The 15556-nt window shown below is 63.1% G+C and carries 14 protein-coding genes; 5 read left to right on the forward strand and 9 right to left on the reverse strand.

Annotated features, from left to right (window positions below):
- Positions 1-303: 303 nt before the first annotated feature.
- Both IB258_RS19690 and IB258_RS19695 read right to left on the reverse strand, forming a co-directional pair.
- The gene (locus IB258_RS19690; RefSeq protein WP_054457675.1) at positions 304-750 is read right to left on the reverse strand and encodes a hypothetical protein; all 447 of its coding nucleotides are present in this window, start codon (positions 748-750) and stop codon (positions 304-306) included.
- A gap of 49 nt (positions 751-799) precedes the next feature.
- Positions 800-1282, reverse strand: a complete 483-nt coding sequence (locus IB258_RS19695) for a hypothetical protein (RefSeq protein ID WP_054457676.1) — start codon at positions 1280-1282, stop codon at positions 800-802.
- Positions 1283-1477: 195 nt separating this feature from the next.
- On the opposite strand from IB258_RS19695, the gene IB258_RS19700 reads away from it, so the two are divergent.
- Complete coding sequence (locus IB258_RS19700; RefSeq protein ID WP_054457677.1) at positions 1478-1867, forward strand: hypothetical protein; 390 nt, start codon at positions 1478-1480, stop codon at positions 1865-1867.
- A gap of 7 nt (positions 1868-1874) precedes the next feature.
- Here IB258_RS19700 and IB258_RS19705 read toward each other — a convergent pair whose 3' ends face one another.
- From IB258_RS19705 to IB258_RS19735, 7 genes are all read right to left on the reverse strand, one after another.
- Positions 1875-3737, reverse strand: a complete 1863-nt coding sequence (locus IB258_RS19705; RefSeq protein WP_119450225.1) for a sensor histidine kinase — start codon at positions 3735-3737, stop codon at positions 1875-1877.
- Complete coding sequence (locus IB258_RS19710; RefSeq protein WP_054457679.1) at positions 3734-4426, reverse strand: response regulator transcription factor; 693 nt, start codon at positions 4424-4426, stop codon at positions 3734-3736. Before IB258_RS19710 ends, IB258_RS19705 begins: the two co-directional genes overlap by 4 nt.
- Before the next feature lie 106 nt (positions 4427-4532).
- Positions 4533-5318: an EAL domain-containing protein gene (locus tag IB258_RS19715; protein ID WP_054457680.1), complete on the reverse strand. Its 786-nt coding sequence runs from the start codon at positions 5316-5318 to the stop codon at positions 4533-4535.
- Between the two features lie 81 nt (positions 5319-5399).
- On the reverse strand, positions 5400-5774 hold the full coding sequence (locus IB258_RS19720; RefSeq protein WP_054457681.1) for an Hpt domain-containing protein: 375 nt from the start codon (positions 5772-5774) through the stop codon (positions 5400-5402).
- 48 nt (positions 5775-5822) lie between these two features.
- The gene (locus IB258_RS19725) at positions 5823-6452 is read right to left on the reverse strand and encodes a response regulator transcription factor (protein WP_054457682.1); all 630 of its coding nucleotides are present in this window, start codon (positions 6450-6452) and stop codon (positions 5823-5825) included.
- A gap of 13 nt (positions 6453-6465) precedes the next feature.
- Positions 6466-8169, reverse strand: coding sequence for an ATP-binding protein (locus IB258_RS19730; protein WP_192353083.1), 1704 nt, complete (start codon positions 8167-8169; stop codon positions 6466-6468).
- Positions 8169-10031, reverse strand: a complete 1863-nt coding sequence (locus IB258_RS19735; protein WP_192353084.1) for an ATP-binding protein — start codon at positions 10029-10031, stop codon at positions 8169-8171. The genes IB258_RS19730 and IB258_RS19735 overlap by 1 nt, the downstream gene beginning before the upstream one ends.
- 521 nt (positions 10032-10552) lie before the next feature.
- Between IB258_RS19735 and IB258_RS19740 the strand changes: the two genes are divergently transcribed.
- From IB258_RS19740 to IB258_RS19755, 4 genes are all read left to right on the forward strand, one after another.
- On the forward strand, positions 10553-11083 hold the full coding sequence (locus IB258_RS19740) for a fimbrial protein (RefSeq protein WP_192353085.1): 531 nt from the start codon (positions 10553-10555) through the stop codon (positions 11081-11083).
- Positions 11084-11165: 82 nt separating this feature from the next.
- The gene (locus tag IB258_RS19745) at positions 11166-11978 is read left to right on the forward strand and encodes a molecular chaperone (RefSeq protein ID WP_119450220.1); all 813 of its coding nucleotides are present in this window, start codon (positions 11166-11168) and stop codon (positions 11976-11978) included.
- Between the two features lie 17 nt (positions 11979-11995).
- Complete coding sequence (locus tag IB258_RS19750; RefSeq protein WP_192353086.1) at positions 11996-14500, forward strand: fimbria/pilus outer membrane usher protein; 2505 nt, start codon at positions 11996-11998, stop codon at positions 14498-14500.
- A gap of 41 nt (positions 14501-14541) precedes the next feature.
- Positions 14542-15555, forward strand: a complete 1014-nt coding sequence (locus IB258_RS19755) for a fimbrial protein (protein ID WP_192353087.1) — start codon at positions 14542-14544, stop codon at positions 15553-15555.
- Position 15556: the final 1 nt, after the last annotated feature.

Consider the following 15556-nt stretch of genomic DNA (forward strand, 5'->3'; position numbering starts at 1 on the left):
CGCGGCGGCTGCGCTATCAGCGCGATCTTGGTTTTTTAAGAGCGCCAATGATATTCATTCTTATTTTTACGTTCAACAAATAGTCAGGATTTATTCAGACAAATGTCAATTTTGTGAAATTTGACCGGTTCACAAGGCCAGAATGCAGCGCAATAACAACAATCCATGCGTATCGATCTGCTCACAGCAGGTGCATATCGGCGCCTATCCTCAGGCTTCAGACATGAAAAAGCCCCTTTCTCCAGATGTCCAGTCATCTGGAGAAAGGGGCTGGGCAAGCTGCCGGTCAGCTACCGTCCAACCTTACAGCGAGTACCGGTAGTCGCAGTTGAGGGTAGCTTTCAGCGGAGTATCGGCCTGCACCCCCGACACGCTGCGGGGCCGTGGAGCCGTCAGCTTGGCCTGGAATTTGCCAGCGGCGTCGCCATTGCTTTCCCGCTTGACCGCCATGCTGGACGGTATCGCGTACAGCGTGAGCGGCTGGCCTTGGGCCGCCACCACCAGCGTGAACACGGCCTGCGGAAAGTCCGCCACGACATAGCTCTGGTTCGCGTCCGAGTCGAACGCCAGGCTGCCGTCCGCATAGCTCAGCTTCAGCTTCATTTCGTCCGATGAGGATGAGGGGATCGCGCCTTCCAGCGCGACCTTGCCGCTTTCGGATACGCAGCTCAATTCTGCGGGCGCCGATCCCGCGTGAGCGATACCGCTCAACAACAAGCCGGCCGCAAGCCAGACTCCACGCACTGCCATGAGACTCTCCTTCGTTAGACCCGGCCCAGGCCGGGATCGGGCCGCCGTATCAATGCGCGCTTTCGTCTGCCGGCTTCAGCACGCCGGCTTCCCGCAGCGTCTCGGCGGCGCTGTGGCGGATCGCCGACAGGCAACGCGCGACTATGCCGCGCAGCAAGGCCTCCGAGGGCAGCGCGTCGGGTGCAGCCACAAAGCTCTCGATCGCCGCCGAAACGCGGTTCGTGACCACATCGCCGCTGCTCTGCGTGATGTACAGCTTCACCGCCTTGCAACGGTTGTTGACCGTATTGATGATCTCCAGCAGCTCGGCGCGCCCCATGCCCAGATCGGTCGCATCGGCGAAGGACGGATAGACCAGGCGCAGGAATTCGGGATCGTCGGCGCTCAGGCTGAAATACAGGGTGCCCAGTTCGGGATGGCGGAACAGGACATCGCCCTCTTCGTCGATCCGGGCGACCAGACCCAGCTCTTCCTGGATCACATGTTGGTAGAGCTCGGCAAGCGGCGTGGCGCCGGCGGTAACGTTGGACATGTTTCGACTCTCTTCGTATGGATCGCACGGCGGTTGCCGCGCTGAACTTCGCGCCGCGAAGCATAGCGCCCATTGCGCGCTCGTGCTTGTCCGATTTGCGCAGACGATCGCCAGCGAGACATGCGCTAGGATGTAGGAACCCGCCCAGGCCCTGCGAAGGGACCAGGCCAGGATGTCCATCAGAAGGAGCTTGCCATGCCATCAATGAGACAACTCGCCCGCGCGGCCGCGCTTGCGCTGTTGCTGCCCGGCGCGGCCTACGCAGAGACCGTCGTGCTGCAGGTGGCGCGCGCCACCGCCGGCGCCGACCCGCAAACCTCCGCCAGGACGGTAGACGTCGAACTCAAGCCCGAAAGCCGCCAGGCCCTTGCCGACTTCACCCGCGACCGCGTGGGCAAACGCATCCAGCTGCGGTCGGGCGGCGTGCTGTTGTCTTCCGCCACGCTGCAAAGCCCGCTGGAAGGCGACAGCTTCCGCATTACCGCGGGGGAACACGGTTTTGCCGGAAAGTCCGCCGAGGAGATCGCCCAGAGCATCATGAAAAGCGGCGGACTGACGGTGGACGACGAGAACACCGCCAAATAGCCGGCCTTCAAGCCTGAGGCGTGCGCAGCCCCAGCGTGGCGGTCAGCGCAGTGCGCCCCGGCTGCGACGCAACGTCCAGCTCGCCCCCTACCCGGGCGATGCGGGCGTGCATGCTGCGCATGCCCACGCTGATGCCCGCGCGCAGCACCGCGGCCACGTCGAAACCGACGCCGTCATCCTCGATGCGCAGCTCCAGACGGTCGGATTCGGACTGCCGCAGTTCCAGTTCCACGCGCCGGGCGCGGCTGTGCTTGAGCACGTTCACCAGCGATTCCTCAACCAGCCGCGTCAGCGCCATGCACTGCAGGGCGCTGGGCGGCGTGCGCCATAGCTCGGGCACCCGCCAGGTGGCGCTGATGTCCAGTTCGTCGAACAGCTGCATGAAACGGTGGCGCAACGGCGCTATCCATTCCCGCGGCGTGGCCGGCACCGTGACGCCCGCGCTGGAACCGCTGTCTATGGTCTGCCGCAGATCATCGCGCAACAGCTTGAGCATGGAAAGAAACTGCTGGCTGTGCAGCGGCGCGCTGGCCTGCTCCACCACGGCCATCATGCGGACCAGGGAGCCTCCCAGCCCGTCGTGCAGATCGTGCGCGATCTGCAGCCGGTCCTGCAGCCGGGCATTCGTCAGCGCCAGCGCATGCTCGCGCTCCAGCGTGGTGGCGAGTTCGGTGCGCGCCTGCTCGATGCCGCTGGCCAGCTCCTGGTTGAAGCGCTCGATGCGGCGCACGCTGCGCGCATGGCGCAGCCCCAGCACTGCGGACATGCATAGCGTGACCACCACGCTGGTGAAAGGCGTGTAGGTGGCCTCGCCGTCGATAAGCCTCAGCATCAGCAGCAGATCGTGCGCGCAGGCAGCGAAGAAGGCCAGCAGGCATGCCGCCAGCATGGCGTGCTCTGGCCGGCGGGTGCGCAGCGCGTGAAACGGAAATTGCAGGCAATTGGCGAAGAAGATCGCCGACACGATCAGCACCACGCTCAGCTGCACTTGCGGCAGATGCCCCTGCGGCACGAAGGCCATCGCCGCCAGCAGCACGGCCGCCAGCAGCCATAGCGCCTTCTCGATGCGCGGCAAGGACTGGTCGCCAAAGCGCCATGTAAAGACGCAGAAGCAGGCCACGTACAGCACCAGCACCATGATGTTGGCCCGAGCCGCCGTCAGGCTGTCGGGGAACGGCCAGGGACTGGTCACCAGCACGTTGGCAATGAACAGCACCCAGAACAGGGCCATCAGCGCGTACCAGCCAAAGGCGCGCTGTTCGCGCCGCATGAGCCAGATGAAGAAACACAGGCCGCCCAGGACGCCCGAGACGATCAGGTTGAGCGTGAACAACGTGCGGTTGCGCCACCACAGGTCTTCGTACTGCTGCAACACCGTCCACTGTCCGCCCAGACGCACCGGCCCCAGGCCGGGCGTCTGCCCCGCCACGCCGACCACGCGGATCCACAAGGTGTTCTCGCCCGGATGCAGCAGGGCGTCGGGAATCACCCAGTAACGCGGCACGTTCCAGCTGCGCGACAGCGGCTCTGTCAGGTGCGGATCGCTCCAGATCCGTTCGTCATTGATATAGACCTCACCCGCCATGACGATGGATTCCAGCGCCAAGGCCACCTGCCCGGACGCCGTGCCAGCGCAATTGCGCGTCCAGCCGATCCGGTACCAGGCGGTACCGCTGTAGCCCGGCCAACGCGCGCTCCAGTCGTCGGGCAGTTCGACCGCCTGCCATTGCGCCGGCTCCGGACGCCTGCCATCGTCACCGCCCTTGGCAACCTGTACCGACAGCACCTGCGCCGTACAGGCGTCAGCGGGCTCCTGGGCCCACGCCGGCGCCAGCCATAGCGCCAACCACAGGACGGCCAGCCACTTCAATCGAGCAAGCCGCGCGTGCGCGCCGCGTGTATGGCACGCGTGCGCGAGGAGACCGCGAGCTTGCGGTAGATGTGCTTGACGTGGCATTCGACGGTGTAGCGCGACAGATGCAGTTCCTCGGCGATCTCGCGGTTGCCCAGTCCCTCGGACACCAACCGCAGGATCTGGCTTTCGCGCGGACTCAGGGTTTCGACGGAATCGCCCGCAGCCTCGTCGGCGCGTTCGGCCCGCCTGGGGCGCAGTTCTTCGATGATGCGTCGGGCCACGAAGGGATCGATAGGCGCCCCGCCCCGCAGCACGCTGCGGATGGACAGGGACACCTCCAGGTCGTCTCGTTCCTTGAGCACATAGCCCGTGGCGCCCGCGCGCAGCGCGGCAAGAATCGCGTCTTCCGTGCTCCATGCCGAAATCACCAGGATCGCCAGGCTGGAATCCTCCGCGTGCATCTCGGCGATCAAATCGGTGCCGTTGCCGTCGGGCAGGCCCAGATCGACCAGAGCCAGCGCAAACGGCTGGCTGGCGAGTTGCTCGCGCGCCTGCGCCAGCGTGGCGGCAAACACCAGCGCCTCCGGCGCGTAGCCAAGCTGCAGCAGCAGGCCTTCCAGCCGGCGGCAGATCAGGGGTTCGTCCTCCACCAGCAGCACCGGGGCAGGCAGGGTCGACTCGGAAGCAAGCATGTGGGCGGTCATCGGATGAGAGCGGGCGGAATTGCCCAGCCTGAACTATGTCTCAGCCGCGCGAAACCGCATATCCCTGGAAGTTGGTATTTTCACAGGAATTTCGCATCAGGTGAGGCTACCGCTTCCGGCTCTCGATGAACTCGGACAACACGACGGGCGGCGACAGCACATAGCCCTGCCCGTGGCTGCATCCCATGGACTGGAGCAGAGCGATGTCCGGCGCGCTTTCGATGCCTTCGGCGATCACGCGCAGGCCGAGCCGCTCCCCCAGCAACACCGACAGGCGCGTGATTTCCCGCGCTTTCCGGTCGCGGCGGATGCGGCGCACGAAGCGTCCGTCTATCTTCAATTCGGCGATGGGCAGCGCGTTCAAGAGCTGCAGCGAGGCATAGCCCGTTCCAAAATCGTCCATGCTGACCTGGCAACCGGCCTTCGCAAATTTCTTCAAGGACTTCCGCAGCATCTCGAGGCGAGTGATGGGCTGGTCTTCTGTCAGCTCGATCCGGAAGCGCGTCAACGGAATGTTCGCCGCGGCGGCGTGACGCGCCAGGACGTCGACCGCATCATGGCTCGACAAAGTTGAGGCCGAGGCGTTGATCGCCAACGGCACGTCGATTCCCTCTTCCTGCAGCGCCTGCGCTGCGGCGACCGCCAGGCGGCAGATCTGCTCAAAAAAAAGCAGGTCCAGGCCCAGTCGATGGACGGCGGGAACGAAATCGGCGGGTCCGATATCGCCCATGGTCGGATGCTTCCAACGAGCCAGACATTCCGCGGCGACCATTTCGCCGTTCATCAGGTTGAATTGCGGCTGTAGGGCGACGCTCAAGCCATCGCCTCGCCATGCCATCGACATGACTTCGTGGTCGCCAAGTTGCTGGCATTGCGCTGCAGCGCGTTTCATACATCATTCCTGGTGGACTGGGGAAGGAAATTCACATACAGCCACTCTACGGCGCTTCGAGAGCGAAAAATGTAGGAGGATTCAGAATGTGCGGTTCACTCGCTCCAGGACTGCACTCAAATTTTTGACGACCGGGACATAGTCGGCCAACAGTTCCTCACGCGCCTGACCATCCTTCCTGCCGAGCATCGCCTCAACGCGCAGGCAAAGTTCAACCAAGGCGCTGCAGCCCAGCAATTGCGCGGTGTTCAGAATCCGGTGCGCATACCGCTTGACCTCCGCCCACTGCTCCTGTTCGATCGCCAGCAGCAAGGCATCGACGTCCTTCCTGTGGTTGACGTGCAGGCTATGCGCCAGCTCGGCGGCAATGTCCAGGTCGTTGCCTACCTTGGAAAGCAGTTCATCGCGCAGCACCGCCACCGCCTGGATCTGCGAGTTTTCCTGCTCGGGATGCATGGCCGAAGCCGCTGGGTTCTGCACGCGGAAATATGCCCTATGAGAAATTCACATCGATATTTTCGATTTTCTGGCGAAATCGACTAATTCAACCAGGGAACCGATCTGCAATTTGGTCATTATCCTGGTCTTGTGCGTGCTGACCGTCTTATTGCTGATGAATAGCGCGTCACCGATTTCCTTATTGCTCAATCCTTGGGCCAGCATCTGCGTGACGACCATTTCCTTGTTGGACAGCAGTTCAAGTTTCTTCTGGTAGGCGTCCGCCACATCCACCTGGCCTGCCGTCTTGGCCGAATTCGGAAACACGCGGTAGCCAGCCAGCACGGACTCGATGCAACGGATCAGTTCCTTGATCTCCAGCCGCTTGCTGGCGTAGCCGCAGGCGCCGAGTTCGGCCACGCGCGACGCGAAGACCGACGGATCATGCGCCGACACCACCAGTATCCGCAAGTCCGGATTGATGGCAAGGATTCTGGATATGGCTTCCAGGCCGCCCATTTTCGGCATGTCCAGGTCCAACACGATGAGATCAGGGCGCTCGCTGCGGGCCAGCGCCAGCGTATCGACCCCGTTGTCCGCCTCCAGTATCCGGCTGGCGCTGGGCAAAAGGGCAATTTGCGTCCTCAGGACCAGACGAAACGCTGGATGATCATCAACAATCAAAACCGTCGACATTTCGCCCCCTTTTTTAATGGACCGTCGTCCCGCCGGACGGCGGCCGCTTGCCGTGCGCGAGGATGAAGGATTGCAGCGTCTGCAGATCCACCGGCTTGATCAGCACGGCGTTCATGCTGGCGCGCGCGCCGGAAGCCAGATCGAGTTCAAGTTCGCTCGCGGTATAGCCCAGCACCGGCGTTGCCGCATTCAGGCCGTCGCCGGCCCTCAGGGCGGCCGTGAACGCGGTGCCATCCATGACGGGCATGACGCAGTCGCAGATGATCAGATCGAACTCCAGCCGTTCCGCCAACGCCAGGCCAGCCGCGCCATTCTGCGCAAATTGCGCGGAATGCTTCAACATCCGCAGTTGGTGCTTGAGCAGCAGGCGGTTGGCTTCGTGATCGTCGATGACGAGGATGCGCAGGCCGCCGGCATCGGCCGCCCTTGGCGCTGGCGCCGACGCCACGGCGGCATTTTCCGAAGGCGGCAGCGCCAAGGGCAACTGCACAGATATGCTAGCGCCCTGTCCGGCCGTGCTGGCAATTTCCATGGAGCCGCCCATCAGCCGCGCGAGTTCGCTGCATATGGACAGCCCCAACCCGATGCCCGCGCCTTGCCCGCCTGACGCGGGTTCAAAGTGCGGCGCGGCCAGCCTGGCCTGGACATCCTCGGCAATCCCTGGGCCGGTGTCCTCGACGCGGATCGTGATCCACTGCACCTCTTCCGTGGCGCGTCCGGCACTCAGCGTGACGTCGATGCGGCCATGCTCGGTAAAACGGACCGCGTTGGACAGCAATTTGTCCAGCAATTGCTTGAGTCGGACCGGATCCGAGAAATGGCGCTCTGCCAGATCGCTGGCGATTTCCAACGATAGCTGCAGCCCCTTTTCCTGGGCAGCAGCCCGGAACGGCGCGAGCGTATCGGCCGCCAACGCGCGCAGGTCGATGCTTTGCCGCCGCAACTGGAAGTGGCCGGTCTCCAGCTTGGAGATGTCGATCAAGCCGCCGATCAGGGACAGCAGCGATTGAGCTGACTGGCGCGACATGGCCAGCCGCTGGTGGGTCTCGCCGGAAAGTCCGCCGCGCGACAGCATCAGTTCCAGCATGCCGATGATCGCGTTCAGGGGTGTCCGGAGTTCATGGCTGATGAACGCAAGATACGTCGATTTCATCAGGTTGGCCCGTTCCATGTTCAACCGGGTTTCGGACACGTCCCGCAGCGTGTCGGGGAAGCCGCGAAAACGCGCGCTGCCCCCGATCAAACCGATGACGGCGCCGTCCGTCCCGCGCAACGGCGCGGCCCATGCGGCCACCCCACACGTGGGGTCATGCTCGAAGGGGTGCTCGCGGACCAGGGTTTCGCCGCTGGCCAACACCTGGCGATAGTCACAGATGACTTCATCCAGGTTGGACGGCAGTTCGCTACCCGGGGCTGGCGCGGACAAGGAATCCAGCGGGACATGCAGAGGACGGCTCCAGCCTTCGCTGCGGCAGATGGCGGCGTAGTCCTTGAGCGCGTCATTGCGCGTCACCAGATTCAGGTCCAGATCCCTGATGAAAATTCCGGCGGGCAGCGTATCCGCCAAGCGCGCCAGCCTGACCAGCTCGCCACGCGGCGAACTGGCGCCGCGGATGCGCAGCGCGACCCAGACCAGCATGACGACCAGCGCCGCCGCCAGCGCCATGTTCAGGAACACGCTAACGGTAAGTACGGAGCCTGTCTCGCGATCGACCACTATGCGGCTCCATCCCGCGCAAGCGCGCTTGCGGCAGCTACGGCCTGCAGGCAGGAAGCAACGGCAGCATCCAGCGCGAACAAACCGGCGGGCTTGGCCAACACCTCGCTCATGCCGGCCCGCAGGCCCGCTACACGCTCTTCCGTGCGCACATCGGCGGTGTATCCCAGCACGGGAACGGTAGCGTTGCGGCCCGCGCCCGCACGCAACGCCCGCATGAACTCGGCGCCGTCCATGTCCGGCAGCGCGTCATCGCAGACCACCAGATCGAAGCTGCCTTCCCTGGCAAACGCCAAGCCCTGCGCGCCAGCATCCGCCGTCTGCACGGCATGGCCGAGGAATTCCAACTGGCTTTTCAACAGCAAACGGTTGCCGGCCTGGCTTTCGACCACAAGCATCCGCAGCCCAGTGGCGGGCCGGGACTTCAACCCGAACACGATCTCCTGCGGCGAGTCGCGCAGCTCGCCGGGCGCCAGCGGCAGCGGCACGCGGACATGGACATGCGTGCCCTCGCCGACAATGCTGGAGATGTGGATGGTTCCGCCCAAGCGGTGCACCATCTGCTGGCAGTAATGCAGGCCCAGCCCGGCGCCATCGGACGAGGCGCTCAGCCCCGCTTCGTAACGGGACGCCGACAGATTCTGCTGTATGTGCGGCTCGATACCGCTGCCGGTATCGATGACCGACAGCGTGAGCCATTGCCGGCCATCCTCCACCGGAGCGCCGTCCAGATGTACCCGGATCCCGCCGCGTTCCGTAAACCGGATGGCATTGGACAGGAAATTGTTGAGCAACTGATTAAGACCCTGAGCATTCGTCCAGTGGCTGGCGGCGACCCCGGGAGCCACCTCCAGCGTCAGGCTTATGCCCTTTTCGTAGGCGCTGGGCGCGAACAGCGCCACCACGTCGGCCGCAACCCTGCGCAGCGAGACGGCCATGCGCACGCACGCCAGATCGCCCGTCTCCATTCTGCGGGTATCGACGATGGCGGGAATCAACTGGAGCAGGGATTGCGTGGAGGAACACACGGTCACCAACATCTCTTTCGACTGCCGGGGCATCGCGGAATCGGCCGATGCCATCTCCAGCAGGCCCGCCATGGCGTTCAAGGGATTGCGCACATCGCGGCTGACCGCCGACAGGAACCGGGTCTTCATGTCGTTGATGCGCTCGGCGCGGCGGCGCGCGCTTACCGAATCGTCCAGCGACTGGCTATGGCCCAGAAAGTACATGCCCATGGAGAGCAGTCCTATGACCTGATCTTCAGCGCCTCGCAACGGAAAAACCCGTGCCTGGATTGGCACCTTGACGCCGGCGACCCCCATCAACTCATGGCCGAAGTCATAAGTGCGCGGTTCGCCGCTGGCCACCGCAGCCTGGAATTCCCGCAAGATTAGGGCAAGTTCGGGCGACACAGGGATCTGATCCTTCTCCGCGCCGGACAGAAATCCCAAATCGAGGTACTCGGGCCTGATCCATCCATTCCTGATGAGGATGTCGGCAATGCTCTGCATGCCGGTGCTTAGTCCGACCAACCTTAGTGATTTTTCCCGGATGGCCATGTCCACGGGCGCCGCGGCGATCAGGCGCGCGGCTTGCCTCAATTGCCATAGCGGATCACGGCTTTCCCTTGTGGCGCTTTTCAGTGCCAGCCCTGCCCATAGCAGGGCCAGAAGCAGGGCGCCGTTCAATACCCAGGACAGGATCGCAGCGGAAGCAAACTGTTCCTGTAGCGACGCGGCAATCGTCGGTGCGCCCAGCGCACCTGTCAGGACTATGAGAATCGCGGCCGCGCCTACCGCCAACCGGGTGCGGACGATGCCGCCGCGCTGCATAGCGCTCGCAAGAACTTCCGGCTTCATTCTGGGAGTGTCGGTGGTCGTGCCTGTGGCTGGATTCAATACGCGCTGCGCAGCCGCGATTTTATCGCAGAAGCCATACCGCCGACCTGTTATGCGAGGTGCCAGCGCCACAAAATTCACCAAGCGTTGCTTTCAAATCACGGAAAAATAGACCCAAGAAATACCAATTAAACCGCCTCATTTCGAAAATATTGGCAATTATTAGCAAGAATCGCCAGTCGTCGTTTTCATATGAAATTTCATACAACAAGAAAAGAGGATTCATACATTTTAGAAATCCTGATTATTTTAACTTTCAACTGCCGACGAAATGCAGGCTGCGGGATTCGGAAGGGCAGGCAAATGGATTATCTGGCTGCACCTTTAAATCAATATTCGAATTTAATCTTGATAACAACGAATCACACGGAAGTTAATTCCTGAAACCCGAAAGAAAGCATTTCGAAAGTCGGTCGCCCTCTGTTTTAAATAATCTCCAGGCGGCGCTTTTGATTATTAATCGACTCAGGATTTTTACTTCCATGAACAAAAACACCATTACCAAGTTTGCCCTGCTCGCCACGGCAGCCGCTATTTCCCAAACCGCCTGGGCCGAAGACGGGCGTATTAATTTCATTGGCGAAATCGTCGACGCCCCGTGCGACGTCTCGCCCCAGGCAACCAACCTGGTCGTCCCGCTTGGAAAAGTGTCCAGGACCACCCTGGACGGCGCCGTGGGCAAGTACTCGACGCCCGCGCAATTCGAACTCCAGTTGGCCAACTGCAGCGCCACGGCCAAGGGCGCCAGCGTGACGTTCACCGGCACCGCGGACACCATCAACACGGACACGCTGGCGATCGGCATCGGCGAGTTGGGCAGCGCCACCGGCGTGGCCGTCGAGCTGCGCGATTCCACCCAGAAAAAAATCAAGCTGGGAGCGGAGTCCCCCGAATACACGCTGCGCGCCGGCACCAACAATCTGAAGTTCGGCGCCGTTTATGTGTCGACCGCCAACACCGTCACCGTCGGCCCCGCCAACGCCACCGCGCAGTTCACGGTGAACTACAAGTAACGCCGCTTTGCCGGACCGCCAGCCCCTCAAAAGCGGGGCTGGCCGCAAGCCTACTCGCAGCAGGCGGTTCCACGAGAACCCGATGGCTTGCGAGCACAACATCGAGATCCCCATGCTGAAAGACATCGCGCAACGGTTCGTGCACAAGGCGCGGCCCTTCATGATTTTCGCCCTGGCGGCCACGCTGGCCCACGCCAATGCGGCAGCCGGCGTGCTGGTCGGCGGCACCCGCGTCATTTTCAACGAGAAGGACCGCGAGTCCTCCATTCCCGTCAAGAACACTGGCGTGTCCCCTTACGTCGTGCAGGCCTGGATCGATGCAGGCGAAGGCGCTGCCAAGGCGCCGTTCGTGGCAAGCCCGCCGCTGTCGCGGCTGGACCCAGGCCAGGAAAACGTGCTGCGCATACTGCGCCTGGCCGGCAATCTGCCTCTCGACCGCGAATCGGTGTTCTGGCTCAACGTCAAGGAAATTCCGGAAAAAAGCCAGGACGAAAACGTACTGCAGATCGCGGTGCGCACCCGCATCAAACTGTTCTACCGGCCGTCGGGCCTGGCGGGCAAACCCGGCGAACAGCGTCAGCAGTTGCAGTGGGCGGTCGCCGCCGGCGGCAGAGGCGCTGTGCTCAAGATCGCAAATCCGTCTGCCTATCACGTCACCTTCGCCACGCTGAACGTCAATGGCGGCCAGCAGGAGATCAACGGCGGCATGGTGTCGCCCGGCGGCACCCTGGAGTACCCCTTGTCCGGGCTGTCCGCGCCCAGGGACGTGGACGTCGTGTTCACGACCATCAACGACTACGGCGCCGAGACCCCCGAGGAAAGAGTCCGCGTACCCAGCGCCCAAGTTCCGGTCCACGTCAAGGCCGAGCCCGTCGCGCCTGCCGCAAGCCGTTAATGCCCGGAGCTCATGCAATGAATGGCGTATCGCAGGGTCGCATGCCCCCTTTCGCGGCATTGGCATCGCTGTTGCTGGGCCTGGCTTCCTTTTCCGCTCAGGCCGCCGAGCCGGCGGGCACGGTCTTCAATCAGGAGTTCCTGGGCACGGGCGGAGACCAGCCGCAGGCAGACTTGTCCATCTTCAGTTTCGGCAATAGCGTGCTGCCGGGCGAGTACCTGGCCGACGTGTTCGTCAACGATCAGTCCATGGGCGCGAGCCGAATCATCGTCGAAGTCCAGGAGGGCCTCAAGCAGCCCTCGGTCTGCCTGACCCGCGGCCAATTGGAGAACTGGGGCGTCAACATGGCCGCGCTGCCCGAATCCGCCGGCGCGGACGGCGCCTGCGTGGACCTGCCCGCGCTGGTGCAAGACGCCGCCGTGAATTTCGATGGCGGCAAGCAACGGCTGTATCTGAGCATTCCGCAGGCCGCGCTCAAGCGCGCGGCGCGAGATTCAGTCGACCCGTCGCGCTGGGACAAGGGCATCACCTCGGCCCTGCTGGACTATCAGCTCAATATGTCGCGCCAGGGCGGAGGCAACTCCTCCAACCGCGGCGCCGAATCGCCCTACGCGGCCTACGCCGGATTGCGCGGTGGCTTGAACTTCGGCGACTGGCGCCTGCGCCACGCCTCCAACTACAACCGCGGCACCAACGGTCGCGGTGAATGGCAGTCGCTGGAAACCAATCTGCAGCGCGACCTGCGCTCGATCAACGGCCAATTGCTGCTTGGCGACGGCAACACGCCGGGCAACTTTTTCGATAGCGTGCCATTCCGCGGCGTGCAGATCTCTTCGGACGACTCCATGCTGCCGGACAGCATGCAGGGCTACGCGCCGACCATACGCGGCATCGCCCAGACCAATGCGCTCGTCACTGTCAGGCAGAACGGCTACATCGTCTACAACGCCTATGTCGCGCCCGGCGCGTTCGTGCTGGACGACCTGTACCCGTCGTCCTCCGGCGGCGACCTGGAAGTCACCATTACGGAGTCGGACGGACGCCAGACCCGTTACGTGCAGGCCTATGCCTCCGTGCCAACGCTGTTGCGCGAAGGCACCTGGCGCTACAGCGCCACCGCCGGACGCTATCGCAGCGCCTCCGGCTCCGACGAGCGTGAACCCACCTTTGTGCAAGGCACGATCGCGCGCGGCCTGGGCCAGGAATTCTCGTTGTATGGCGGCATCACCGCGGCCAGCATCTATCAATCCGCCCTCGTGGGCGTAGGCAAGAATCTGCGCAGTTTCGGCGCGATTTCGTTGGACCTGTCGCACGCGCGCACCTCCACCGAGCGATTGAAAACGCAGGGCCAGTCCGTGCGCTTCCTGTATGCCAAATCCCTCGACGAAATCGGCACCAACTTCCGAGTCGCCGGCTATCGCTATTCCACCAGCGGCTACCGGACCTTCCGGGAAGCGACCGGCGTCGACGATTTCGAGCCGGGCTACAAGATGCCCAGCCGCCGCAACGAACTACGATTCGAGGTAAGCCAGTCGCTGGGCTCTTGGGGTTCGGTCTACGCCTCGGCGCGCCAACAGTCGTACTGGCAGACGAATCAAAAGGAGCGGCTGATCCAGGTCGGATACTCCGGTTCCTACAGACAGGTCAGTTACAACGTCTTCGTCGACATGAACACCGGCCGCAGCGGTTCGAATGACCGCCGGGTCATGCTGTCGATGTCGATTCCGCTGGGCGCCTCGGGCAGCAGCGCCCACTACTCCCTGACCACCGGCAACAATGGCGAGACCAGCCACGCGGCCACCGTTTCCGGCTCCGCGTTCGAAGACAACCGGCTCAGCTACAACCTGACTGCGGCGACCTCCAACCAGAACGGCGTCAACAGCTCCGGCAACGCCTACTACTTGTCCAGGATCGGCCGCTTCGACCTGGGCGCGTCGCAGGGACGCAACTACAACCAGATCAACGCGGGCCTGTCAGGCGGCATCGTCGTCCATGCCGGCGGCGTGACGTTCGGCCAGCCTCTGGGTGAAACCGTGGCGCTGGTGCACGCTCCGTCGGCAGAGAACGTGCGCTTCGAATCGCATCCGGGCGTCAGCACCGATTCCAGCGGCTACGCCATCGTGCCGAGTCTGAGCCCGTACCGTTCCAACCGTCTGGCCATGCTCACCGCAGACCTGGGCGACACCGTCGAAGTCAAGAACGCGGCGGTGAATCTGGTCCCCACTCGCGGCGCGGTGATACGTGCCGGGTTTGAGACGGTGGTTGGCTATCGCCTGATGCTGACGCTGACCCGCAAGGACAACAGCGTGGTGCCGTTCGGCGCGCGCATCGACAACGAGGCGGGCCAGGAAATCGGCATCGTCGGGCCGGACGGCCAAGCCTTCGTGACCGGCGCGCAGCAGTCCGGAACGATGCGCATCGTCTGGGGCCGCGGCGCAGCCGACAGCTGTGGTGTGTCCTACACCCTGCCGCAAGAGGACCGCCCCGCTCCCATACGTGAAGTCGCCTACATGTGCCTGTGATGCCTGGCTTGGCGATTGCAAGCTTGAGGAATGAAAAACAAATGAAAGACTCTCGGATCAAGAAAAAAAGATGCGCTGCCGGCATGCTGGCACTGTCGTGCATGGCGTTGATGCTGGGTGCATATGCGCCGCAAAGCCTGGCAGCGTGCGCCCTGGGAGAAGGTATCGCCCGGAATGTGATCAACATCTCCTTGGGCAATATCGTCGTCCCGCCGGAAAAGGGACCGAGCAGGGTAGTGCCGATCGCGGACAGACGATTCCCCATCAGCCACAAAGGCAACGCGCTCCTCGTCTGCAAGGATGGAGGGGGAAAGGCGCTAGCGTCCCTGCACAAAGGTACGGTCGTAGACGATACCCACATCTATCGCACCAACATTCCCGGTATCGGCATACGCCTCGGAATGCGACCGGGCGATCACGTCGGAACCTTCTATTTCCCGACGACCTGGTCCCTCTCCGGCACAGGCACGGAGACGACTATCGGCAACAAGGGCTGGATTCACGTCCAGCTCTTCAAGATCAGCTCCGACACCGGCAACGGAGCCCTGGAGGAAGGGACTTACGCCACGCTGTACGCGCAGGACGCGCCAGGGGACTCCCTGAAAGTGATACTCACCGGCAGGACCACGGCCATTGTCACTCCGTCGTGCACCGCCGCTCCCACTCCGCCCGTACAGCTGGGAAAGGTCTGGAAGAACCTGTTCAGCTCGGTCGGCAGCACAGCAGCCGAACAACGCTTCAACATCAAGCTGAACTGCCGCGAGGCCAAACCCGAACTGAACGCTGTCTACCTGCGCATGGACGCAAAACCCCACGCGTCAGGCGCGCCCGGCGTGATCGCCTTGAGCCCCGACGCCAATTCCGCCACCGGCGTCGGCATCCAGCTCCTGGACAAGGACCGTCAGCCGGTCAATTACGGCGACAGCGCCTTGGTCGGCATGTCCAAGGACGGCGTCTATGACGTGCCGTTCCACGTCCGCTACTACCAGACCGCAAACCAGGTGACGGCCGGCGCGGCGAACGGCACCGCCACCTTCACGCTTGAATACAAATGAT

Source organism: Achromobacter sp. ACM02 (assembly GCF_014851605.1).
GTDB lineage: Bacteria > Pseudomonadota > Gammaproteobacteria > Burkholderiales > Burkholderiaceae_B > Achromobacter > Achromobacter aegrifaciens.